Source organism: Burkholderia sp. BE12 (assembly GCF_002959955.1).
In the GTDB taxonomy this organism is placed as follows: domain Bacteria; phylum Pseudomonadota; class Gammaproteobacteria; order Burkholderiales; family Burkholderiaceae; genus Burkholderia.
In genome coordinates this window covers 74436-96658 of sequence record NZ_PREY01000024.1, presented here as the reverse complement: position 1 = coordinate 96658, position 22223 = coordinate 74436, and the positions used below count along the sequence as shown (strand labels likewise).

General features: G+C 68.5%; 19 protein-coding genes. 9 read left to right on the top strand and 10 right to left on the bottom strand.

Translation table 11 applies throughout. The annotated features are described in order from the left end of the window. Nucleotides 1-127 precede the first annotated feature (127 nt). Nucleotides 128-2491, top strand: coding sequence for a UvrD-helicase domain-containing protein (locus C4B30_RS24735; RefSeq protein ID WP_105133111.1), 2364 nt, complete (start codon nucleotides 128-130; stop codon nucleotides 2489-2491). After that, nucleotides 2488-3285, top strand: a complete 798-nt coding sequence (locus C4B30_RS24730) for a 5'-methylthioadenosine/adenosylhomocysteine nucleosidase (protein WP_105133110.1) — start codon at nucleotides 2488-2490, stop codon at nucleotides 3283-3285. The genes C4B30_RS24735 and C4B30_RS24730 overlap by 4 nt, the downstream gene beginning before the upstream one ends. 78 nt (nucleotides 3286-3363) lie before the next feature. Here C4B30_RS24730 and C4B30_RS24725 read toward each other — a convergent pair whose 3' ends face one another. Beyond that, nucleotides 3364-4602, bottom strand: a complete 1239-nt coding sequence (locus C4B30_RS24725; protein ID WP_105133109.1) for an MFS transporter — start codon at nucleotides 4600-4602, stop codon at nucleotides 3364-3366. A 402-nt stretch (nucleotides 4603-5004) separates the two neighbouring features. Between C4B30_RS24725 and C4B30_RS24720 the strand changes: the two genes are divergently transcribed. Further along, on the top strand, nucleotides 5005-6678 hold the full coding sequence (locus C4B30_RS24720; RefSeq protein ID WP_105133108.1) for a methyl-accepting chemotaxis protein: 1674 nt from the start codon (nucleotides 5005-5007) through the stop codon (nucleotides 6676-6678). Between the two features lie 181 nt (nucleotides 6679-6859). After that, nucleotides 6860-7888 carry an EpsG family protein gene (locus tag C4B30_RS24715; protein ID WP_158683524.1) on the top strand — a complete coding sequence of 343 codons (1029 nt, stop codon included), beginning with the start codon at nucleotides 6860-6862 and terminating at the stop codon, nucleotides 7886-7888. Nucleotides 7889-7921: 33 nt separating this feature from the next. On the opposite strand, the gene C4B30_RS24710 is transcribed toward C4B30_RS24715, so the two are convergent. Genes C4B30_RS24710 through C4B30_RS24695 form a run of 4 tightly spaced genes read right to left on the bottom strand, consistent with a single transcriptional unit; the run spans nucleotide 7922 to nucleotide 12852 of the window. Next, nucleotides 7922-8797 carry an efflux RND transporter periplasmic adaptor subunit gene (locus C4B30_RS24710; protein ID WP_027784234.1) on the bottom strand — a complete coding sequence of 292 codons (876 nt, stop codon included), beginning with the start codon at nucleotides 8795-8797 and terminating at the stop codon, nucleotides 7922-7924. 12 nt (nucleotides 8798-8809) lie between these two features. Next, a complete protein-coding gene (locus C4B30_RS24705) occupies nucleotides 8810-9013 on the bottom strand; it encodes a DUF1656 domain-containing protein (protein WP_034207084.1) in 204 nt (67 codons plus the stop codon). Continuing rightward, nucleotides 9010-11214, bottom strand: a complete 2205-nt coding sequence (locus tag C4B30_RS24700; protein WP_105133106.1) for an FUSC family protein — start codon at nucleotides 11212-11214, stop codon at nucleotides 9010-9012. The genes C4B30_RS24705 and C4B30_RS24700 overlap by 4 nt, the downstream gene beginning before the upstream one ends. A gap of 15 nt (nucleotides 11215-11229) precedes the next feature. After that, nucleotides 11230-12852, bottom strand: a complete 1623-nt coding sequence (locus tag C4B30_RS24695; protein WP_105133105.1) for an efflux transporter outer membrane subunit — start codon at nucleotides 12850-12852, stop codon at nucleotides 11230-11232. A gap of 157 nt (nucleotides 12853-13009) precedes the next feature. Here C4B30_RS24695 and C4B30_RS24685 point away from each other — a divergent pair, with 157 nt between their 5' ends. Together C4B30_RS24685 and C4B30_RS35715 are read left to right on the top strand one after the other, a co-directional pair. Continuing rightward, nucleotides 13010-13951: a LysR family transcriptional regulator gene (locus C4B30_RS24685; RefSeq protein WP_027784237.1), complete on the top strand. Its 942-nt coding sequence runs from the start codon at nucleotides 13010-13012 to the stop codon at nucleotides 13949-13951. 117 nt (nucleotides 13952-14068) lie between these two features. Further along, nucleotides 14069-14221, top strand: coding sequence for a hypothetical protein (locus C4B30_RS35715; RefSeq protein ID WP_174429583.1), 153 nt, complete (start codon nucleotides 14069-14071; stop codon nucleotides 14219-14221). Nucleotides 14222-14279: 58 nt separating this feature from the next. Here the strand turns inward: C4B30_RS35715 and C4B30_RS24680 are convergent, their stop codons facing one another. The 4 genes from C4B30_RS24680 to wrbA are packed head-to-tail and all read right to left on the bottom strand — an operon-like array spanning nucleotide 14280 to nucleotide 17584. Further along, nucleotides 14280-15110: a metallophosphoesterase gene (locus C4B30_RS24680; RefSeq protein WP_105133104.1), complete on the bottom strand. Its 831-nt coding sequence runs from the start codon at nucleotides 15108-15110 to the stop codon at nucleotides 14280-14282. A 24-nt stretch (nucleotides 15111-15134) separates the two neighbouring features. Next, complete coding sequence (locus C4B30_RS24675) at nucleotides 15135-16556, bottom strand: FAD-binding oxidoreductase (protein WP_105133103.1); 1422 nt, start codon at nucleotides 16554-16556, stop codon at nucleotides 15135-15137. Between the two features lie 18 nt (nucleotides 16557-16574). Continuing rightward, nucleotides 16575-16967 (bottom strand): DUF2069 domain-containing protein, encoded by a 393-nt coding sequence (locus C4B30_RS24670; RefSeq protein WP_077219974.1) that lies wholly within the window; start codon nucleotides 16965-16967, stop codon nucleotides 16575-16577. Beyond that, the gene (wrbA, locus tag C4B30_RS24665) at nucleotides 16964-17584 is read right to left on the bottom strand and encodes an NAD(P)H:quinone oxidoreductase (RefSeq protein ID WP_105133102.1); all 621 of its coding nucleotides are present in this window, start codon (nucleotides 17582-17584) and stop codon (nucleotides 16964-16966) included. Before wrbA ends, C4B30_RS24670 begins: the two co-directional genes overlap by 4 nt. Before the next feature lie 143 nt (nucleotides 17585-17727). On the opposite strand from wrbA, the gene C4B30_RS24660 reads away from it, so the two are divergent. Continuing rightward, a complete protein-coding gene (locus C4B30_RS24660; protein WP_027784242.1) occupies nucleotides 17728-19056 on the top strand; it encodes a YihY family inner membrane protein in 1329 nt (442 codons plus the stop codon). Nucleotides 19057-19071: 15 nt separating this feature from the next. Here C4B30_RS24660 and C4B30_RS24655 read toward each other — a convergent pair whose 3' ends face one another. Continuing rightward, nucleotides 19072-19389 carry an Mpo1-like protein gene (locus tag C4B30_RS24655; protein WP_027784243.1) on the bottom strand — a complete coding sequence of 106 codons (318 nt, stop codon included), beginning with the start codon at nucleotides 19387-19389 and terminating at the stop codon, nucleotides 19072-19074. A 157-nt stretch (nucleotides 19390-19546) separates the two neighbouring features. Here C4B30_RS24655 and C4B30_RS24650 point away from each other — a divergent pair, with 157 nt between their 5' ends. Both C4B30_RS24650 and C4B30_RS24645 read left to right on the top strand, forming a co-directional pair. After that, the gene (locus C4B30_RS24650; RefSeq protein ID WP_027784244.1) at nucleotides 19547-20002 is read left to right on the top strand and encodes a CBS domain-containing protein; all 456 of its coding nucleotides are present in this window, start codon (nucleotides 19547-19549) and stop codon (nucleotides 20000-20002) included. Nucleotides 20003-20144: 142 nt separating this feature from the next. Then, nucleotides 20145-22079 (top strand): MFS transporter, encoded by a 1935-nt coding sequence (locus C4B30_RS24645; RefSeq protein WP_027784245.1) that lies wholly within the window; start codon nucleotides 20145-20147, stop codon nucleotides 22077-22079. Nucleotides 22080-22223: the final 144 nt, after the last annotated feature.

The following is a 22223-nucleotide window of genomic DNA, read 5'->3' as shown; positions in this document are numbered from 1 at the left end:
GAAGCCGCCGTCAGTGGACAAAAACGGCCTTGTTGCGCCGCGATGCCACATCGGGTGGCCACGGCATCGCACACGACGGACTTATAATGGCGGGTCCGCATTTTTCTCGCCCGTTAGCCGCCGCTCCATGCCCGATCTGCTCGCCAATCTGAACCCCGAACAACACGCCGCCGTCACGTTGCCGAACGAACCGGCGCTGATCCTCGCAGGGGCGGGCAGCGGCAAGACCCGCGTGCTGATCACGCGCATCGCGTGGCTGATCCAGCAGGGCTATGCATCGCCGCCCACCGTGCTCGCCGTCACCTTCACGAACAAGGCCGCGCGCGAGATGATGGCGCGCCTGTCGGCGATGATGCCGATCGACACGCGCGGGATGTGGATCGGTACGTTCCACGGGCTGTGCAACCGGATGCTGCGCACGCACTGGCGCGATGCCGGCCTGCCGCAGACTTTCCAGATCCTCGACACGGCCGACCAGCTGTCCGCGATCAAGCGGCTGATGAAGGCGGCGAACGTCGACGACGAAAAGTACCCGCCGAAGAACGTCCAGTACTTCATCAACAACGCGAAGGAGCAGGGGCTGCGCCCGGACAAGGTCGACGCGACCGACAACTTCAACCGCAAGTTCGTCGAGCTGTACCAGGCATACGACCAGCAGTGCCAGCGCGAAGGCGTCGTCGATTTCCCCGAGCTGCTGCTGCGCTGCTACGAGCTGCTCGCGTACAACGCGCCGCTGCGCGCGCACTATCAGGCGCGCTTCCGGCACATCCTCGTCGACGAGTTCCAGGACACCAACAAGCTGCAGTACGCGTGGCTCAAGATGCTCGCCGGCGGCGAGAACGCGATCTTCGCGGTCGGCGACGACGACCAGTCGATCTACGCATTCCGCGGCGCGAACGTCGGCAACATGCGCGACTTCGAGGATGAATTCCGTGTGCGCAACCTGATCAAGCTCGAGCAGAACTACCGGTCGCACGGCAACATCCTCGACGCGGCGAACCAGCTGATCTCGAACAACGCGCACCGCCTCGGCAAGAACCTGCGCACCGATGCCGGCCACGGCGAGCCCGTGCGCGTGTACGAAGCCAGCACCGACGCGCAGGAGGCCGGCTGGATCGTCGAGGAGATCCGTTCGCTGATCAACACCGGAATGGCGCGCAGCGAAGTGGCCGTTCTGTACCGCAGCAACGCGCAGTCGCGCTCGATCGAGCACACGTTGATGTCGTCGGGCATTCCGTACCGCGTGTACGGCGGCCTGCGCTTTTTCGAGCGGCAGGAAGTGAAGCACGCGCTCGCGTACCTGCGCCTGATCGACAACCCGAACGACGACACGGCATTCGCGCGCGTCGTCAATTTCCCGACCCGCGGGATCGGCGCGCGCTCGATCGAGCAGCTGGCCGACGCCGCGCGCCTGTACGGCTGCTCGATGGCCGCCGCGATTCCGTACGTGGCCGGCAAGGCCGGCACGAGCCTCGGCGGGTTCGCGAACCTGATCGCGAAGATGCGCGCCGACACGCAGCACATGAACCTGCCCGACACCGTCGAGCACATCGTGCGCGCGAGCGGCCTCGCCGATTTCTACCAGGGCGAGCGCGAAGGCCAGGATCGCCTCGAGAACTTGCAGGAACTCGTGAACGCGGCCACCGCGTTCATCGCCGAGGAAGGCTACGGCCTCGACACGCCGGCCCGCTCGATTCCGCTGCGCGCGGGCGCGATCGCGGCGCCCGAGCTCGGCGCCGCGACGGACGATCCGGCGGTGGACGTGCTCGACCCGGCGTCGCCCGCCGACCCCGCGCAGAACCCCGACACGATGACGCCGCTCGCGGGCTTCCTGTCGCACGCGTCGCTGGAGGCCGGCGACAACCAGGCGCAGGCCGGCCAGGACGCCGTGCAGCTGATGACGGTGCACGCGGCGAAGGGGCTCGAGTTCTCGGCCGTATTCATCACGGGGCTCGAAGAGGGGCTGTTCCCGCACGAGAACAGTGTGCTCGAGTCGGACGGCCTCGAGGAAGAGCGCCGGCTGATGTACGTCGCGATCACGCGCGCGAAGGAGCGGCTCTACCTGTCGTTCGCGCAAAGCCGGATGCTGCACGGCCAGACCCGCTACAACGTGCGCTCGCGCTTCTTCGACGAACTGCCGGAGCACGTGCTGAAGTGGTTGACGCCGAAGGTCGAGGCCGGGTCGCGTTGGGGCGGGCGTTCGGACAATGCCGGCTACGGGCGCGACTGGTTCGCGCGGCCGGGCGGCGGCAGCCGCGAGCAGATCGTCGATGCGGCCGTGTCCGCGCCGCTGCCGGCGTTCGCGGACAAGCAGCGCGCGGCCGACGCCGGCTTCCGGGTCGGCCAGCAGGTATTCCATACGAAGTTCGGCGAAGGCACGGTTACCGCGCTCGAAGGCAACGGCACCGATGCGAAGGCGCAGGTGAAGTTCAAGCGCCACGGCGAGAAATGGCTCGCGCTCGCGGTCGCGAAACTGCAGGCGGTGGAATGATGGACGTCGACATGGTCGTTACGCCTGCCGGGCGGCCGCTCGGCATTCTGGCCGCGCTGCCCGAGGAACTCGGCGACCTGATCGCCGCGATGCGCGCCGACGGCGCGATGAAGACGGTCACGCTCGGCCGCCGCGATTATCACGTCGGCACCGTGCACGGTGCCGCCTGCGTCGTCACGCTCGCGCGGGTCGGCAAGGTCGCGGCCGCCGCGACGGTCAGCGCGCTGATCCACGTGTTCGGCGTGTCGGGCGTCGTGTTCACCGGCGTCGCGGGCGGCGTGTCGCGCACGGTGCGGGTCGGCGACGTCGTCGTGGCCGATACGCTGCTGCAGCACGATCTCGACGCGTCGCCGTTCTTTCCGCGCTACGAGGTGCCGCTGCTCGGCATCACGCGTTTCGCGACCGACGCGGCGCTGACGGCCCGCTTGCGGGCTGCGTGCGCGCTGTTCGTCGACGAAGAGGGCGCGCGGTTCGCCGAGCGCTTCGGGCTCGCCGGCGCGGCGCTGCACGCGGGGCTGATCATCAGCGGCGACCGCTTCGTGTCGAGCGAGGAGGAAGTCGTCGCGCTGCGCGACGCGCTGCCGGACGCGCTCGCGGTCGAAATGGAAGGCGCGGCGATCGCGCAGGTATGCGCGGAACACGACGTGCCGTTCGCGCTCGTGCGCACGATCTCCGATACGGCCGACGATCACGCGATGCAGTCGTTCTCGCACTTCCTGTCGGCGATCGCGAGCAGCTATTCGTCCGGCATCCTCAAGCGTTTCCTGACGCTGCATGCGACGACGGCGGCCTGAGGCCGCCGTCGAATTCTCCATTCCTAACGTTCGTACCGTTCGACCGGCCGCGACGCGCACGCCGCGGCCGGTCGTTCGTCATGCCTTCTTGCGCCGGCTGCTTTCGAGGTCCGGCAGGAACACCGTCAGCACGCCGATCAGCGGCAGGAACGAGCACACCTTGTAGACGAACGGGATGCTCGTCGCGTCCGCGAGCTGGCCGAGCACGGCCGCGCCCACGCCGCCCAGGCCGAACGCGAAGCCGAAGAACAGGCCCGCGACCATCCCGACCTTGCCGGGCATCAGCTCCGTCGCATAGACGAGGATCGCGGCGAATGCCGACGCCAGCACGATGCCGATGATCACGGTCAGCACGGTCGTCCAGAACAGGTTCGCGTACGGCAGCAGCAGCGTGAACGGCGCGACGCCGAGGATCGATACCCAGATCACGTACTTGCGGCCGATCCGGTCGCCGACGGGCCCGCCGATCAGCGTGCCGGCCGCCACAGCCGCGAGGAACACGAACAGGTGGATCTGCGCGGCCTGTACCGACAGGTGGAACTTGTCGATCAGGTAGAACGTGAAATAGCTGTTGATGCTCGCGAGGTAGAAGTACTTCGAGAACACGAGCAGCACCAGCACGCCGATCGCGCCCATCACGCGGCCGCGCGACAGCGTCGGGTGGCCGGCCGATGCGGCCTTCTTCTTCATCGACGGATGCTTCTTGTACCAGTGGCCGATCTGCGTGAGCACGATCATCGCGACCAGCGCGGCCGCGGAGAACCACGCGATGCTGTGCTGGCCGTGCGGAATGATCACGAGTGCGGCGAGCAGCGGCCCGAGCGCGGAGCCCGCATTGCCGCCCACCTGGAACACCGACTGCGCGAGCCCGTGCTGGCCGCCCGACGCCATCCGCGCGACCCGCGACGATTCGGGATGAAACACCGACGAGCCGCAGCCGACGAGCGCGGCGGCCACCAGCAGCATCGGGAAATTCGACGCCACCGACATCAGCAGCAGCCCCGCGAGCGTGAAGCCCATGCCGACCGGCAGCGAGTACGGCTTCGGACGCTTGTCGGTATAGAGGCCGACGAGCGGCTGCAGCAGCGACGCGGTGATCTGGTAAGTCAGCGTGATCAGGCCGATCTGCGCGAACGACAGCGCGAACTGGGTCTTGAGCATCGGATAGATCGCGAGGATCAACGACTGGATCATGTCGTTGAGCATGTGCGAAAAGCTGATCGCGCCGAGCACCGGATAGACGGTGCGGGCGACGGGCGGTGCGGACGGCTGGGCGGCTGTTGCACCGGCGGAGCCGGAGTCGAGGCTGGTTTCCATGAGAGCTGAACGAGTTGAGGTGGCTGGCGCGCTCTGTTGGGGATCGGCGCGTTCTGGATCGTTGCTGCGTCAAAGAAGTGTAATGTGGCGTATCGAGAATGTCAGGACAAGTTTTATCGCGAATCGGACATTCGTGGGACGGATCGGCCGGTGCATGCTTTTTTGAACGGGTATAACGCTGGCGGCGTGTCAGCCGCGTCCGCGGGGGCGCGCCGGGCCGGGTGGTGTTTTACCGGACTCAAGAAACGGCGGCGCAGGCCGTAGAACGACCCAATGACAACAGGCGCGCGGCGCCCGGCACCGGCTACCCGCCGGGCAGGGCGCATGACGCGCGGCATGACCAGCCGTCGCGGGAACGCCGGACCGACCTTTCCGGCAGCGTGATCAATACGGGGTAGATCGATGAAAGCAGCATCTTTGCATCCACAGGCCGGTGCGGCCGCCGCCGCACCCGACGTTGCCGGCGGTCGCGCCGCTCGGCGTGCGCACGCGGCGCGTCGCGCGCGCCGGCCGTGGACCGTCAAGGCGACGTTGCGCGCCGCATTCGCGATCCTGCTGGCCGGCACGCTCGCGATCGGCGTGTTTTCGCTGTGGCAGATCAGCCGCCTGAATGCGTCGATCGCGTCGGTCTACGCGCAGGGGCACGTCGCGAGCCGTGCGGCCGAGGAAGTCCGCGCCGAAGTGCTGCGGGCGAGCCGCGCGCAGAAGATGCTGCTGACCGCGACCACCGCGAAGGAGCGCGACGAGCTCGGCGCCGAGGTGGGCGCGGGGCTCGCGTCGATCGGCGAGGCGCTCGGTACGCTGCAGCGCCATGCGGATCCGGCCGATGCCGGCGATTCGGCGCGGCTGCACGCATTCTCGACGGCGGTCGGCACGTGGAGCACGCATCTGCGCGATTTCGTCACGCTCGTGCGCGCGCAGCCGCTCGACCTGTCGCAGATGAACTGGCAGGTCGGCACGCAGGACGTGTCCCTGCTGGTCGAAACCGGCAAGCTCGAAAAACTCGTCGCCGAACTCGTGAAGACGCGCGGCGAAAAGTCGAAGGCGACGCTCGATGCGTCCGCGACCATTTTTTCGTCGTCGTTCGCGATGATCGCGGCGATGACGGCCGCGCTGATCGTGCTCGCCGTCGCGATCGCCGAGCGCGTCGTGCGGCGCCTCGCGTCGCAGCTCGGCGGCGAGCCCGCGCACGCGAAGGAGATTGCCGCGGACATCGCGCGCGGCGACCTGACGCGGCCGATCACGCTTGCGCGGCACGACCGCGACAGCATGGTGCGCGCGCTGGCGGAGATGCAGACGGGACTCGCGGCCACCGTGGGCGAGATCGCGGTGAGCGCCGAGGCGATCGCGGCCGCGTCCGGCGAGATCTCCACCGGCAACCTCGACCTGTCGCGGCGTACCGAGCAGCAGGCCGTCGCGCTCGAACGCACCGCGGCCAGCATGGAGCAGCTCACGTCGACCGTACGGCAGAACGCCGAGAACGCGCGGCAGGCGAGCACGCTCGCGGCCAATGCGTCGACGGTGGCGGAGACGGGCGGCGAGGTCGTCGGGCGAGTGGTCGCGACGATGAGCGAGATCGACGACAGCGCGAAGAACATTCGCGACATCATCGGCACGATCGAGGGGATCGCGTTCCAGACCAACATTCTCGCGTTGAACGCGGCGGTCGAGGCCGCGCGTGCCGGCGAGCAGGGGCGCGGCTTCTCGGTGGTCGCCGGCGAGGTGCGGCTGCTCGCGCAGCGCTCGGCGACCGCGGCGAAGGAGATTCGCGAACTGATCGGCGCGTCGGTCGAGCGCGTGGCGAACGGCGCTGCGCTCGCGCACGACGCGGGCCGCACGATGGGCGACGTGGTACGCGCGGTCAAGCGCGTGACCGACATCATCGGCGAGATCTCGGCGGCGTCGGACGAGCAGAGCGCGGGGATCGACGAGATCGGCCGCGCGGTCACGCAGATGGACGCCGGCACCCAGCAGAACGCGGCGCTCGTCGAGCAGGCCGCTGCTGCCGCGAACGCACTCGACGAGCAGGCGCAGGCGTTGAAGTCGCTGGTCGGGCGCTTTCGTATCGCAGCCTGAGCCTCGCCGCGTCGCGGGTCGGCCGCCCGCGATGCGCGCAGATCGGCGGCATGCTGTCGATTGGTGACAAACCCGGCAGTCGGCCTATGCGCAATCCCTTAGAATGCGCGTCCACACAGTTGGGGGCCAGAACCCGCGCGTGTGCACCGACACCCGCGTGCACGCCGAGCGGGTCATAACAATGACAGTGACGATTTACCTTATCGGGTACCTGGGCATGCTCGCGTCCGCCGCGCTCGGCATGCGCGCACGCGTCGCCGCATGGCGATGGCTTGCGGCGGGCATCGCGCCGGCCGCCACGTTCGCCGTGCTGCGGGGCCAAACGGGCACCGACACGGCGATCTACCGCAATATCATCGCCGGCATCTGGAGCGGAAACCTCAAGGTCGTGCCGCGCACGCTCGAACCGGGCTTCGTGTGGCTCGTGCGGGCGCTCGAATGGGTCGGACACGATCCGCGCGTCGCGACTGCGATCCTGTCGCTGCTGGTCGTCGTCGCGTGCGTCGCCGCGTTCGGCCGGAGTACCGAGGACGCGTGCGTATTCGCCACGCTGATCTTTCCGCTGTTCTTCTACGACATGGCGATGAGCGGGCTGCGCTACGGCATCGCGTTCTGTGTCGCGAAACTCGCGTCGGACGCCTGGGCGCGCAGGCGGCACGGCGCGTCGATCGCATTCACGGCCGCGGCGGCCGGCATGCATGTCTCGGCGGCGCTGCTCGTCGTGTTGCTGCAGGTGGGACGGCTGCGCGTGCTGCGTTATGCGGGGCTGGCCGCCGCGATCGGCGGCGTGTTGTTCGCGATGCATCACGACGCGCTGCTCGCGAAGGTCGGCCTTTATGCGGCGTTTACGCCACCCGCGCAGATGTCGGGCAGCGCGCCGCTCGTGCTTGCATGGCTGACGCTCGTGGCCGGCTGGGTGCTGCTTGCGCGCATGCCGCGCACGCTCGTGTTCCTGTTCGTCTGCGAGATCGCGAGCTTTGCGCTCGCGCGGATCAGCTACGCGGGGCTGCGTTTCCAGTGGCTCGTGCTGTTCGCGATGGGCTGCCAGTTCGTGCCGCTGCAGCACGTGCCGCGCATGCGTCGCCGGCACGTGATCGTTGCGCTGACGGTGGTCGGCGCAATCGGCTTTGCGATGCGACTGCGCAACATGTTCGGCGAATACGGGCTCGGCCCGTCGCCGTTCCTGCCTTACCGGTTCTTCTGGGAATGACGCAGCCGGGGGGCGCCCCCCGCCGCGGCGCGATCACGACTTCTTCTGCTGGTCCGGATCGATGATGACCGTGCAGGTCGTGCCCGCCGACAGCACCACGTCGGCCGGCACTTCGTCGATCCTGATGCGCACCGGCACGCGCTGCGCGAGGCGCACCCAGTTGAAGGTCGGGTTCACGTCCGCGACGAGGTCGCGGCTTTGCGGGTTGTCGCGATCGTAGATGCCGCGCGAGATGCTCTCGACGCGGCCCTTCATCACGCCGCCGCTCATCAACCGCATTTCGGCCGGCGCGCCGATCTTCACGCGCGGCAGCTTGGTTTCCTCGAAGTAGCCGTAGACCCAGAACGAGTGGCTGTCGACGATCGCGAGCTTCGCCTGGCCGGCCACCGCGTAGTTGCCCTTGAACGTCTGCAGGTTCGTGATGTAGCCGTCGACCGGTGCCACGACGCGCGTACGTTCGAGGTTGAGCTTCGCGGCGTCGAGCGCGGCGATGGCCTGCTGGTACTGCGCATCGGCGCTCGACGCGCTGTGCGCCGCGTTCTCGCGGTTTTCCTTCGACACGACGAGCGCGTCGAGATCCGCGCGGCGGGCCGCGTCGTCGCGGCGCATCTGCAGTTCCGCGCGACGGGCGGCCACCGCCGCCTGCGCCTGCTCGACCGCGATCTGGTAGTGCGACGGGTCGATCTGCATGATCAGGTCGCCTTTCTTCACGAGCTGGTTGTCATGCACGGGCAGCTCGACGATCGCGCCCGACACGTCCGGCGCGACGTTGACGATCTCGGCGCGCACGCGCCCGTCGCGCGTCCACGGATCGTCCATGTAGTGCACCCACAGCGAGCGCCCGATGAGGATCGCGACGAGAAGGATGACGGCGGTCGCGACGAAGCCGAAGAGTTTTCTGAGCATCATGATGGTTCGGAATCAACGGTAAACGGCAAGACTCAGTCCGCCGCAAATGCAGACGAGAAGGCAGGCCCGGAACAGCGACGGGTGCCAGACGAGACGGTAGAGGCCCGTGTAGGCGAGCAGGCGGTCGACAGCCCAGGTCGCGATCGCGCCGAGGGCGAACATCAGCACCACCGTGGGCATGTAGGCATCGAGAATGGCGATTTCACGCGGCATCATGACGAGGCTCCTGGTTGGGGACGCACGGGGCGATTGCGGTTGAGCGGCTCGAGCGGCGATTCCGGGTCGAGCAGCGCGGTCCGCACGAAATGCAGGTGGCTCAGGATGCGCTGCAGCCGGTGGCGCTCGTCGCGCGACGGCTCGAATGCATCGAGCGTCTGCCGGGTCGCGTCGATCGCCGCGTTGGTCGCGGCGAGCGTCGCGTCGAAACGCGCTGCGCTCGGCTTCGAGAACAGCGCCGACAGCGCGGCGCGCATCGTCTCGATCGCGCGCCGCCACGGCATCGCGGGCGCATAGCGCGGGTCCGACGGCAGCGTCGCGAGTTCGTGACGCAGGTCGATCGTCGCGTTGCCGGCTTCGAGCACCGCGAACATCCAGCGCAGCGCGTCGCGCTGCACGTCGGGCTGGTCGGCCGACAGCGTGTGCGCCTGGTACATCAGATCGCGCGCACCGCTCTCGAAGCGCGTGCGCAAGCCCGCGAGCCGCGCGTGGCCGGCCGCGACGGCCTGGTGGCGCAGGTCCGCGAACAGCCGCTTCTTGAGCCACGGCGCGGTCGGCGGGAACAGGACCGCGAACGCGATCGCCGACACCACCATCGACAGCACGAGCGCGAGCGAATCGTTCATGAAGCTGGTCGGATCGTAGTGCGTGATGTTGTCCGGGCCGGCGAGGAAGCTGAAGAAGATCAGGTAGCCCATCCCGTAGCCGGCGAGCTTCGGCTTCAGCGTCATGAAGATGCCGATCGCGAGCAGCGGCGCGAGCGCGACGCACAGCAGCGGAAAGCCGTCGATGTGCGGATAGATGCCGAACGTCAGCAGGAAGCCCGTGCAGACGGCGAGCGCCGTGCCCATGCCCATCTGCGCGGACATCGCGGTCGGGCGCGGCGTCGACGACGCGAGCGCGCAGGTGGCCGCCGCCGTCAGCGTCATCGTCACGCCGCTCGGCCACGCGGTCTCGATCCAGAACCAGCCGAGCACGAGGATCACGGTCGCGGTGCGGATCGCCGCGATCACCATCGCCGTCGCATTGGTGCGCGGCTCGTAGCGCTCGATCCAGCGCTCGCGCTCGTGCGTCGCGGTCGACAGCGACGCATAGGTGGCCGCGTACTCGTGCAGGTCGGTGATGAAGCGGTACAGCAGCTCGGCGGCCGTGTCGAAGTCGAGCAGCGGGAAGTCCGGCCGCGTTTCGAGTGCGGCGCGCGTCGCGCGGATGCGGCGCGGCAGCGCGTCGCGCCATGCGAGCAGTTGCGCGGCCGCGTGGCCCGCATCGTCCGACGTGCGCACCGGTTCGCCGGCGGGCGTCAGCAGCAGCGGTGCGATCTCGCGGAAGTACGGCTCGATCGCGTCGATCGCGGCCTGCGCGCCGGCCGCATGCAGCCGGTTCATCAACTGGTGCAGCGCATGGAACCGGCTCGACGCGCTCATGAACTCGCTGTTCAGCCGCGCGAGGCGGCCGCTGCGCATCCGCGTGTCCGGATCCTCGAACACGGCCATGCTGCGCGCGGCCTCGAACCCGACCACGTCGGCGACGAAGCGCGTATGGATGGTTTCGATATGCGCGCGGTCGAGCTGGCCCGACAGCGCCGCCGCGACGTAGTCGACGAAGCTGCCGAAGCGCTTGCGCACCGTCGTGCGCATCTGCTCGCCGGTGGTCTGCGGAAACACGAGGGCGCTGACCACGCCGGCCGACACGATTCCGACCATGATTTCGGCCACGCGCGTCATCGCGCTCATGAACGCGCCGTCCGGGTGCTGCGACGCGGGCAGCCCGATCAGCGCGGTCGTGTAGCCGGCCAGCAGGAAGCCGTAGCTGCGGAAGTTGCGGTTGCGCGCGGCGCCGGCCGTGCACAGGGCGACCCACAGCGCGACCGCCAGCAGGAACAATTGCGGCTGCTGCGGAAACAACCCGACGAAGGTGAGCGTCGCGATCAGTCCGAAGATCGTGCCAGCGACGCGGTAGAAGCTCTTCGCGAGCACCGCGCCGCTTTGCGGCTGCATCACGATGAACACGGTCGTCATCGCCGTTTTCGGTGCGGGCAGGTCGAGCCGCATCGACACGCCGGTCGCGATGAACGCGGCGAGCAGCGCCTTGAACAGGTAGAGCCACGCGGCGCCGTCGGTGCGGGCCCAGTCGCCGAGCGCGGCATACCAGGCCGCGAACGGGCCGCCGGCGGGCGTGGAAGCGGGGGAGGAGGCTGACATGGCGGGCGCTCCGCGTTACCGTGCGGCCGACGTGCCGGACGTGCCGGACGTGCCGGACGTGCCGGACGTGCCGGACGTGCCGGACGTGCCGGACGCGCCGGCAGCGGCGAACGCCTCGGGCCGGGCAACGGCCGCCGCGGGCTTCGCGCCCGACGGGGCGGCGCCGTCGGCGGGTGGGTCCTCCGCCGGAACGTCTTTGCCCGTCTCGACTCCGCCGCCGAGCGCGGCCATCAACTGCGCGTGCGCGGCGAGGCGTTCCGCGTCGATGCGGGCGGCCGTTTCCTGCGCGCGCAGCAGCTGCTGTTGCGCGACCAGCACGTTCACGTAATCGGTCAGCCCACGGCGGAAGCCTTCGCGCGACAGTCGATAGCTGCGATCGTTGGCCGCCACCGACCGCGCGGCGTCCTTCTTCTGCGTATCGAGCGAGCGGATCCGCACGACCTGGTCGGCGATGTCCTTGAGCGCGCCGACGATCGTCTGGTTGTAGCGCTCGACCGCCTGATCGTAGCCGGCATTCGCGGCGCCGAGCTGCGCGCGCAGCCGGCCGCCTTCGAAGATCGGCAGCGATAGCGCGGGGCCGGCCGTCCAGCCGCCGTTCATCGCGCGCAGGAAGTCGGTGAACGGCGCGGTCACGCCGAAGCCGCCGACCGTCGCGAGCAGGTCGATGTTCGGGTAGAACGACGCTTTCGCGACGTCGATGCCGCGCGCCTGCGCGTCGACCGTCCAGCGCGCCGCGACGACGTCGGGGCGGCGGCCGAGCAGGTCGGCCGGCAGCGCCGACGGCAGCCCGGCCGGCGCATCGAGCGCAAGCTGCGGCCGCTTGATGGCGTCGCCGGCGCCCGGGCCCTTGCCGGCGAGGGCGGCGAGCTGGTGGCGCGCGAGCTGGATCGCTTCTTCATAGCTGTCGATCTGGCGTTCGTAGTCGGGCAGCGTCGATTCCGCCTGGCTCACTTCGAGCTGCGTGCCGAGGCCGGCCTGCAGCCGCTTGCGTGCGAGATCGGCGAGCGCGCGCTGGCGTTCGAAGGTTTCGTGGGCGAGATCCAGCAGCGCGTAGTTCATCGACATGCCGACATACGCGCGCACGACGTTGACCTCGAGTTCGAGCTTCGCCGCCCGTGCGTCGGCGGCGCTCGCATGCGCGGTGTCGAGCGCGCGCTCGGTCGCGTTCTTGTCCTTGCCCCACAGATCGAGGTGGTACGACAGGCCGAGCGTGCCGGTGTTGTTCCAGGTGTCGGCATTCGCGAGCGGGCCCGGGCCGTAGTACACGTTGTCCGGCCAGTGCTCGCGCATCAGCGACAGGTTGCCGTTGATCTGCGGCAGTTCGGCCGAACGCGCGACGCGCGCCATCGCCTGCGCTTCGCGCACGCGGGCCTCGGCGGCCGCGAGGGTCGGGTTGCCGGTCTGGGCGGCGGCGATCCACGCATCGAGCTGCGGATCGCGATACGCGCGCCACCAGTCGGCGGCGGGCCAGCCCGCGTCGCGGTCGGCCGCGCGGATCGCCGCGCCCGCGTCGAGCGCGTTCGCCTCGATGCGGGTGGACTGGGTCTTGTTGTCGCCCATGCTCGCGCAACCGGCCATTATTAATGAGACTGCAAGAACCGCCAGTGCGAGCGTCCCTTTTGTCGCCGGAGACTGCACGATTTTCTCCCTTTCGGATATAGATGAGTCGGAGGCGATTATATTTTTCAGCGATTCCTGAATAAACGGACAACGGTGCAAGTCATTTTTACGAATCCTGAGATAATATTTGTTCGACCCTGTGCAACAATCCCTCCGGATTCATAGGGGTAACAGGATGGATACGCTACAAAACATGCGGGTATTCGTCCGCGTGGTCGACGCGGGCAGCTTCACCGCGGCCGCCCAGCAGATGAATTCGACCACCGCCTACGCGTCGCGCGCGGTCTCGGATCTCGAGGCGCACCTGCGCACGCGTCTCCTGAACCGCACGACGCGCCGGATCGCGCTGACCGAAGCCGGCGAGCGCTATCTGCAACGCTGCGAACAGATCCTCGCGTACGTCGACCAGGCCGAAGCCGAGGCGGGCGACGCGCATGCGCGGCCGTCCGGCAAGCTGAAGGTCCATTGCTTCACGAGCCTCGGTCAGCACTACCTGGTGCCGGCCATCGCGCGCTACCGCGAGCGCTATCCGGACGTGCACGTCGAGCTGACGCTCGCGCAGCGGATGCCCGACCTGCTCGACGAGGGGTACGACGTCGCGATCGTCGTCGGCCGCGATCTGCCCGATTCGGGGCTCGTGTCGCAGCGGCTCGGCGAGAGCTATAGCGTCGTGTGTGCATCGCCGGGCTACGTCGAGTCGCACGGCGTGCCGCAGCGGCCGGGCGATCTCGCGCAGCACGTGTGCCTCGGGATGGTCGCGCCGGGCTTTCACTTCGACGAATGGGCGCTGGCGGGGCCGGACGGCGACGAGGTCGTGTCGGTCACGGCGTCGCCGTTCCGCGTGAACGTCGCCGAGGCGCTCGCGGTGGCCGTGCGGGAGGGGATGGGCGTCGGCGGGCTGCCGGTCTATTCGGCGATCGGCTGGCTGCGCAGCGGACACATCGTGCGCGTGATGCCCGAGTACCGGTCGCACGTGATGAACATCTACGCGCTGTATCCGTCGCGCCAGTACCTCGACGCGAAAATCCGGACCTGGGTCGATTTCCTGCGCGAAACGTTGCCGCTCACGCTCGAAGCCGACGAAGCCGCGCTCGAACAGTACACGCGTGCGACATGACAGCGCGGTCGACCGCAATCTGACGAGATTTGTCCTTCACGCAACATTTTTTTACGAACGTGTGTCAGACAGTTTGATACTGTTGGAATCAACGAGATACACCACACCGGAGTAGCAATGGATACGCACCTGATGATCGGCCTTGGCGTCCTGCTGGGCGCGGCTGCCGCCGCGGCGGCGACCCGCGACCTGCTGCGTGCGATGAAGGCGAAGGCGCAGATGAAGCCCGTGCCGGTCCGCGTGCGCGATCCGCGCCGCCCCGGCCGCTGATCCTGCCGTCGCGCTTCGGGCCGGCAAGGCCGTGCCACGCGGCCGCCCGGCCCGGCGCTCAGCCGAGCTCGACGACCTTGTCCCACGCGAACGCGGGGTTTTCCCATTCGCCGGTGCGCCGGTGAAGGTAGCCGCGCGGATTGCACACCACGCGCGTGCCGCCGTCCGCCACGTAGTCGAATGACGTATGCGTGTGGCCGTGCAGCCACAGATCCACCGGCGGGCGCACCAGTTCCGCCAGGTCCGTGACGAACCCCGCCGACGCCAGATCTTCCGCATAGCGTTCCGCCAGCGAGCGCCGGTGCGGCGCATGATGGGTGACGACGATCGTCCTGCCGGCGAACGGCGCCGCCAGTTGCGCTTCCAGCCATGCGCGACCTTGCCGATGCAGCGCGATCGCGTCGGCCGGCGCGAAATCCCGTTCCGCCGCGCCCGGTGCCGCATGCAGCGCCGCGTCGTGCGGCCAGGTCACCTGGATCAATCCCTTGAAATCGAGCATCACGCGCAGCCCCGCGTCGATTGCGCTCGCGATGCTGGCGTCGTCGGTGCCGAACAGCGAAAAATCGGTCCAGAGCATCGTGCCGAGCACGCGAAAGCGCTGTTCGGGATCGATATAGACGCCGTTGTTCAGGTAATGCACGTTGTCGAGCGCTCGCGCCGCGTCGCGCATCGACGACTCCAGCGCACCGAATTCACCGTCGTAATACTCGTGGTTGCCCGGCACGTAGATCACCGGCACCGCCGGGTCGAACGTTTCGGCGGCCCAGCGCAGGCCCTCCGCGTGGTTGTGGATGTCGCCGGCCAGCACGACGAGATCCGCGTCGGCATGCGGGATCGCATCGGGCAGGTTGTTTTCGAGATGCAGGTCGGACAGAACGCGGACTTTCACGGGATTCGCTCCGAGTAGGCGGCTTCAGCGCAGGACCTTGCCGGGATTCATCAGGCCGCGCGGGTCGAGCGCGGCCTTCAGCGTGCGCATCAGCGTCGTTTCGACCGGCGACTTGTAGCGCTGCGCGTCGTCGATCTTCAGCTGGCCGATGCCGTGCTCCGCGCTGATCGTGCCGTGGTGGCGGTGCACGTTGTCGTAGACGATCCGGTTGATCGGCGCCTGGAACGCGGCGAGGAACGCCTTCGCATCGCCGCCTTCGGGCATCTGCACGTTGTAGTGCAGGTTGCCGTCGCCGAGGTGGCCGAACGTGACCATGCGCGCGCCCGGCGCGGCCTGCTGGATCGCCGCGTCGGTCTCGTCGATGAAGCGTGCGATCGACGAGATCGGCACCGCGATGTCGTGCTTGATGTTGAGCCCTTCGTCGGCCTGCGCGAGCGGGATGTGCTCGCGCAGATCCCAGAACGCACGCGATTGCGCGAGGTTCTCCGCGACCACCGCGTCGACCACGAGCCCGGCCTCGAACGCTTCTTCCATCAGCTTCTCGAACAGCGCGCGCGCATGCGCTTCGCTTTCGTTGTCGGACAGCTCCAGCAGCACCGTTTGCGCATGGGGCTGCGCGAACGGGTAGCGCAGTTGCGGATAGTGCTTGCCGACCAGTTGCATGCAGAAATCCGACATCAGCTCGAAGCCGGTCAATAGCGGCCCGGCCGCGCGCTGCGCCAGCGCGAGGAAATCGAGCGCCGCGTGCGACGATTCGAGCGCGGCCAGCGCCGTGACCTGTGCCGCCGGCAGCGGATGCAGCTTCATCACCGCCGCCGTGATGATCCCGAGCGTGCCTTCGGCGCCGATGAACAAATCGCGCAGGTCGTAGCCCGTGTTGTCCTTGCGGAGTCCGCGCAGTCCGTCCCAGATCTCGCCCTGCGGCGTCACGACCTCGAGCCCGAGGCACAGCTCGCGCGCATTGCCGTAGCGCAGTACCGCGGTGCCGCCCGCATTGGTCGACAGGTTGCCGCCGATCGTGCAGCTGCCTTCCGCCGCGAGGCTCAGCGCGAACAGCCGGCCGCCTTCGCGGGCGCGCGCCTGCACGTCGGCGAGGATCACGCCGGCTTCGACGGTGATCGTGTTGTTGTGCGGATCGAGCGCGCGCACGCGGTTCAGGCGCGCGACGCTCAGCACGGCCTGGCTGCCGCTCGCGTCGGGCGTCGCGCCGCCGGCGAGGCCCGTATTGCCGCCTTGCGGCACGAGCGCGACGCCGTGCGCGTTGGCGAGCTTCACGAGCGCCGCGACTTCGGCCGTGTTCGCGGGTTTCAGCACCGCGCATGCCGCGCCCTTGTAGCGGCGGCGCCAGTCGGTCAGGAACGGTTCGGTATCGTGCGGATCGGTCAGCACGTGGTCGGCGCCGATCGCGTCGCGGCACGCGGAAACGAAAGCTTCGGAGGACATCATCACCTTGTCGCGTAAGGGTCAGGACGTGGCACGCGGTTTTTTCGCCGCGCGCTTGAACGGCGCGACGTAAGCCAGCGCCGCCACGAAGAAGCCGACGGCAAGCGCGGTCTCGCACCAGCCGAGCGTCGCGGACAGCCCGCGATCGGACATGCCGCGCACGATGCCTTCGGCAAGATAGACGAGGATCAGCATGCTCGCCCACTGCATCGTATAGATGTTACGCCGCCAGACGCCGGGCAGCGCGAGCGCGAGCGGCACGGCCTTGAGCATCAGCGCGGAGCCGCCGGGGCGCAACGGCGCGAGCCACAGCTCCCACGCGAGCGACAGCGCGATCAGCGCGACGAGACACGCGGCGGCGGCCAGCGCATAGCGCGGCCGGGCCGCGACGGCGGGGCGGGCGGGGGCGTTCATGCCGCCTCGGCGGCCTGCGCGCTGGCGAGGGCCGCGGCGGCGCGCGCGAGCCGTACGCCGAGCGCGGCCGCGAGCGCCTTCTCGTCCGCCGACAGCCCGCCGGGCGCCGAGCGATCGTGCTGCGCGACGTGCGACGCGCCGTACGGCGTGCCGCCGGTACGCGTCGTGCTGAGGGCGGATTCGGTGTAGGGAATCCCGACGATCATCATCCCGTGATGCAGCAGCGGCAGCATCATCGACAGCAGCGTCGATTCCTGGCCGCCGTGCAGGCTGCCCGTCGACGTGAACACGCTCGCGGGCTTGCCGGTCAGCGCGCCCGACAGCCATTGCGGCGTCGTGCCGTCGAGGAAATACTTCAGTGACGCGGCCATGTTGCCGAAGCGGGTCGGCGAGCCGAGCGCGAGGCCTGCGCATTCCTCGAGGTCGCGCAGTTCCGCGTACGGCGGGCCGTCGGCCGGGATGTCGGGGGCGGTGGCTTCGCAGACGGCCGACACGGGCGGTACGGTGCGGATGCGGGCCTGCATGCCCGGCACGCTGTCGATGCCGTTCGCGATCGCGAGCGCGAGATCGCGCGTGGCGCCGTGACGGCTGTAATAGAGGACGAGGATGTCTTTCATGGGCGACGGAGCCGCGTGCGGCCGCGCGCGTGCCCGGTGCAGTCGGCCCCTGCTGGAATCGAGCGGCTATTATAGGGGCTGAAGCCGTCGCGCAGCGCGGCGGCGGCGCGCCGTGACGCGCAGCATCAGGAAGGAGAAGCCGTTTGCCGAAGTTGAGCGTGGATTTCGTCACCATCAAGCGCCTCGCGCAGTTCGCGGCCCGGCGTAGCGCCGAGGATCGCATCCCGCAAGTGGCGGGCAGCCTGACCTTCACGACGATGCTGGCGCTCGTGCCGCTCGTGACGGTCGCGTTCGCGCTGTTCACCGCGTTTCCGATGTTCGCGTCGTTCCAGATCTCGCTGCAGGGGTTCCTCGCGGATCACCTGATGCCCGCGCAGTTCAACATCCAGATCTTCAAGTACCTGAACCAGTTCGCGGCGAAGGCCAAGGGGCTGACGACGGCCGGCCTGATCGTGCTCGTCGTCACGTCGGTGATGACCATGATGACGATCGAATCGGCGTTCAACCTGATCTGGCGCGTGCGCAAGCCGCGGCCGTTCGCGCAGCGCGTGCTCGCGTACTGGGCGCTGATCACGCTCGGGCCCTTGCTGTTCGGCGTGAGTCTGTCGATCTCGTCGTACCTGTTCACGCAGTCGCTCGCGTTCACCGGCGCGGCGTCGTCCACGTCGATCGTCGAGTGGCTGCTCGCGCTCGCGTCGCTGCCGCTGACGGTGCTCGCGTTCACGCTGCTGTACGTGTACCTGCCGAACTGCGCGGTCGCATGGCGCGACGCGGTGATCGGCGGCTTGTTCGCAGCCATCGCGTTCGAACTCGCGAAGCGCGGCTTCGGCTACTACGTCCGGCGCATTCCGACCTATACGGCCGTCTATGGCGCGTTCGCGGCGCTGCCGGTGTTCCTGCTGTGGGTCTATTTGAGCTGGTTCATCGCGCTGCTCGGCGCGATGGTGGCGTCGGCGCTGCCGGCGATTCGTGTCGGCCAGTTCCACCGCATCCACTATCCGGGCAGCGACCTGCTCGACGCGCTCGAACTGCTCGCACGGCTGGCCGAAGCGCGCGCGGCCGGCAAGCGCGGCCACACGGCGATGTGGCTCGCGACGATGCTGCGCTGCGACATGGAAACCGCGCAACGGTTGCTGACGACGATGGAGGAGCGGGAATGGGTGGCGCGGCTCGACGGCGACGGCGAGGCCACGCCGCGCTACATCCTGCTCGCGAACCCCGAACAGTTGACGCTCGCGCACCTGTTCGACGTGCTGGTGATCGATCGCACGGAGCTGACCTACCAGCTCCAGCGGCGCCGCAGCCACGTCGACGGCGCGGCGCTCCTCGCGGTGCTGTCGAGCGACCGGTTCGACGTGACGCTCGCGTCGCTGATCGCCGCGCACCGGCTCGCGGGCGCGCAGCCGGCCGGGAGCGCCGGTCCGGCGCCGGGCGTGGCCGACCCGCACGCGCGGCCGCCGCGGCCAGCGTGAAGGCGGGCGGGCAGGTTACAGCGGGATCTTGCCGGTGCAGATGTCCTTGAACATCACCCAGTCGCCCATCAGGCTGTAGATCGGGTGCCGGAACGTGGCCGGCCGGTTCTTCTCGAAGAAGAAGTGTCCGACCCACGCGAACCCGTAGCCACAGACGACCGCCGCCGGCAGCCACGGCCAGTCGCCCGTCGCGACCGCCATCGCGACGCAGCCGATCACGCCGAGCGAGCCGATGAAGTGCAGCCGCCGCGACGTCAGGTTCTGGTGCTCGTTCAGGTAATACGGGTAGAAGTCAGCGAAGCTGGCGAATTGCTCCGTATGCGTATGCGCCATGGCCGTCTCCTCGGGCCGCCGTTCATGAGGCCATTGTGCGGCCGGCGGCCCGCGTCCGCAAGCGGCGGCGGACCGCCGCGCCGGCCCGTGCTTTCCTTTTGACAGGCTTTCCGATAGGATCGAAAGAGATTTTGCATTCAAGCATGAGGGGACTACGATGCGCGTCAGCGATATTCTGAAAGTGAAGGGCAACACGCTGTTTACGGTGACGCCCGATATGCCGCTGCGCGAAGCGGTCGATACGATGGCCGAACACGACATCGGTTCGCTCGTCGTGATGGAGTACGGCGATCTCGTCGGGATGCTGACGTTTCGCGAGATCATCCTGCGTCTGCACGTGAACGGCGGCGCGATCGGCGACGTGCAGGTGCGCAAGGTGATGGACGAGCCGCTCACGTGCACGCCGGAAACGGACGTCAACGAAGTGCGCCGGATGATGCTCGAGCGTCACGCGCGTTACATGCCGGTGCTCGACAAGAAGGTGTTGATGGGCGTCATTTCGTTCTACGACGTCGCGAAGACGGTCGTCGAGGCGCAGAGCTTCGAGAACCGGATGCTGAAGGCGTACATCCGCGACTGGCCGGAATCGGAAGCCGAAGCGCACAAGCCGTGAACCATGCCGCGCCCGGCACCTCGATGCATGGGCGCCGCCATCCGGCATGCGGCGGCGCAGGTTTGACCTGCGCCGCCTTTTTTTCAACGACAACAACACGAGGCCCGCGCAGCTTCGCCCAGACGATGCGCGCGTATTCCGCATGAGCGATCACACGCAAGCCACTTCCGGGCGGCGCGACGAACGGCGCGCGCACGCATCGCAGTTCGACCTGCTGCGCGAGCGCCGCTTCGCGCCGTTCTTCACGACCCAGTTCCTCGGCGCGCTGAACGACAACGTCTTCAAGATCGGCTTCACGTCGCTCGTCACGTATCACACCGCGCGGTTCTCCGGCGTCGACGCGAAGACGGCCGCGTTCCTGATTTCCGCGATCTTCATCTTGCCGTTCGTGCTGTTCTCGGCGACGTCCGGCCAGATCGCCGACAAATACGACAAGGCGACCCTCACGCGCTTCGTGAAGTCCTTCGAGATCGTGCTGATGCTGGTCGGCGCGGCCGGCTTCGTCACGCACAGCGCGACGCTGCTGTATTTGTGCACGTTCATGATGGGGATGCACTCGACGCTGTTCGGGCCCGTCAAGTATTCGTACCTGCCGCAGCATCTCGGCGAACACGAGCTGGTCGGCGGCAACGGTCTCGTCGAGATGGGCACGTTCATCGCGATCCTGATCGGCACGATCATCGGCGGCGCGGCGGCCGGCATCGAAGGCAGCGGCGAGCGCATACTCGCGGTGAGCGTCGTCGTCATCGCGCTGGCCGGGCGGCTCGTCGCGCAGCGCGTGCCGTCGACGCCCGCGCCGCAGCCCGACCTCGTGATCAACTGGAACCCGGTCAGCGAGACCTGGCGCAATCTCGGCCTCGCGCGCCAGAACCGCACGGTGTTCCTGAGCCTGCTCGGCATCTCGTGGCTGTGGTTCGTCGGCGCGACGTTCCTCACGTCGTTCTTCAATTTCGCGAAGGACGTGCTGTCCGCGAGCCCCGACGTCGTCACGGTCCTGCTCGCGACGTTCTCGGTCGGTATCGGCCTCGGTTCGCTGCTGTGCGAGCGGCTGTCGCAGCGGCGCGTCGAGATCGGGCTCGTGCCGCTCGGTTCGATCGGCATCAGCGTGTTCGCGATCGAGCTGTATTTCGCGAGCCACGCGCTGCCGTCGCCCGGCCATCTGCTGTCGGTCGGCGAATTCCTGGCCGGTGCGCGCCACTGGCGCATCCTGGCCGACCTGTTCCTGCTGGCGATGTTCGGCGGCTTCTACAGCGTGCCGCTGTACGCGCTGATCCAGAGCCGCAGCGCGCCGACGCACCGCGCGCGGATCATCGCCGCGAACAACATCCTGAATGCGCTGTTCATGATCCTGTCGGCCGTGATGGCGATGGGGCTGACCAAGGCCGGCGTCGACATCCCGGGCCTGTTCCTCGTCACCGCGCTGCTGAACGTCGTCGTCGCGGGGTATATCTACCTGCTCGTGCCCGAGTTCCTGCTGCGCTTCGTCGCGTGGGTGCTCGTGCACACCTTCTACCGGATTCGCCTCGTGCACGCGGAGCGGATCCCGGCGGAAGGGGCCGCGGTGCTCGTGTGCAACCACGTCAGCTACGTCGATGCGCTCGTGCTGGCCGCCGCGAGCCCCCGCCCGATTCGTTTCGTGATGGATCACCGGATCTTCAAGACGCGCTTCGCGAGCTGGGTATTCCGGCATGCGAAGGCGATCCCGATCGCGCCGCGTCACGAGGATCCCGCGATGCTCGCGCGCGCGTACGACCTGTGCGAGGCCGCGCTGAAGGACGGCGAACTCGTGTGCATCTTCCCCGAGGGCAAGCTGACGAAGACGGGCGACATCAACACGTTTCACCACGGCATCACCGAGATCCTGAACCGCACGCCGGCGCCGGTGATCCCGATGGCACTACGCGGGCTGTGGGGCAGCTATTTTTCGCGGCATACCGATGCGCGGATGCCGCGTCCCATCAAGCGCGGCATGATGAGCCGGCTGACGCTGGCGGTCGGTGAGCCGATCCCGGCGTCGGTTGCGACGCCCGAGTCGCTGCAGGCGGCGGTGACCGAGCTGCGCGGCGCGCGGAAGTAGAAGGGCGCCCGGCCCGATAGCGCGCGGGCATTCGGCTGCGTCCGGGCTGGAACCGCCGTCCGGTCGCGCTCACCAGGGCCGCGCAGGCACGCATGCCTGCGCCCAGCCGGCGCCCGGCCGGCAGTCGGGCGGCCCGCCGGCCCG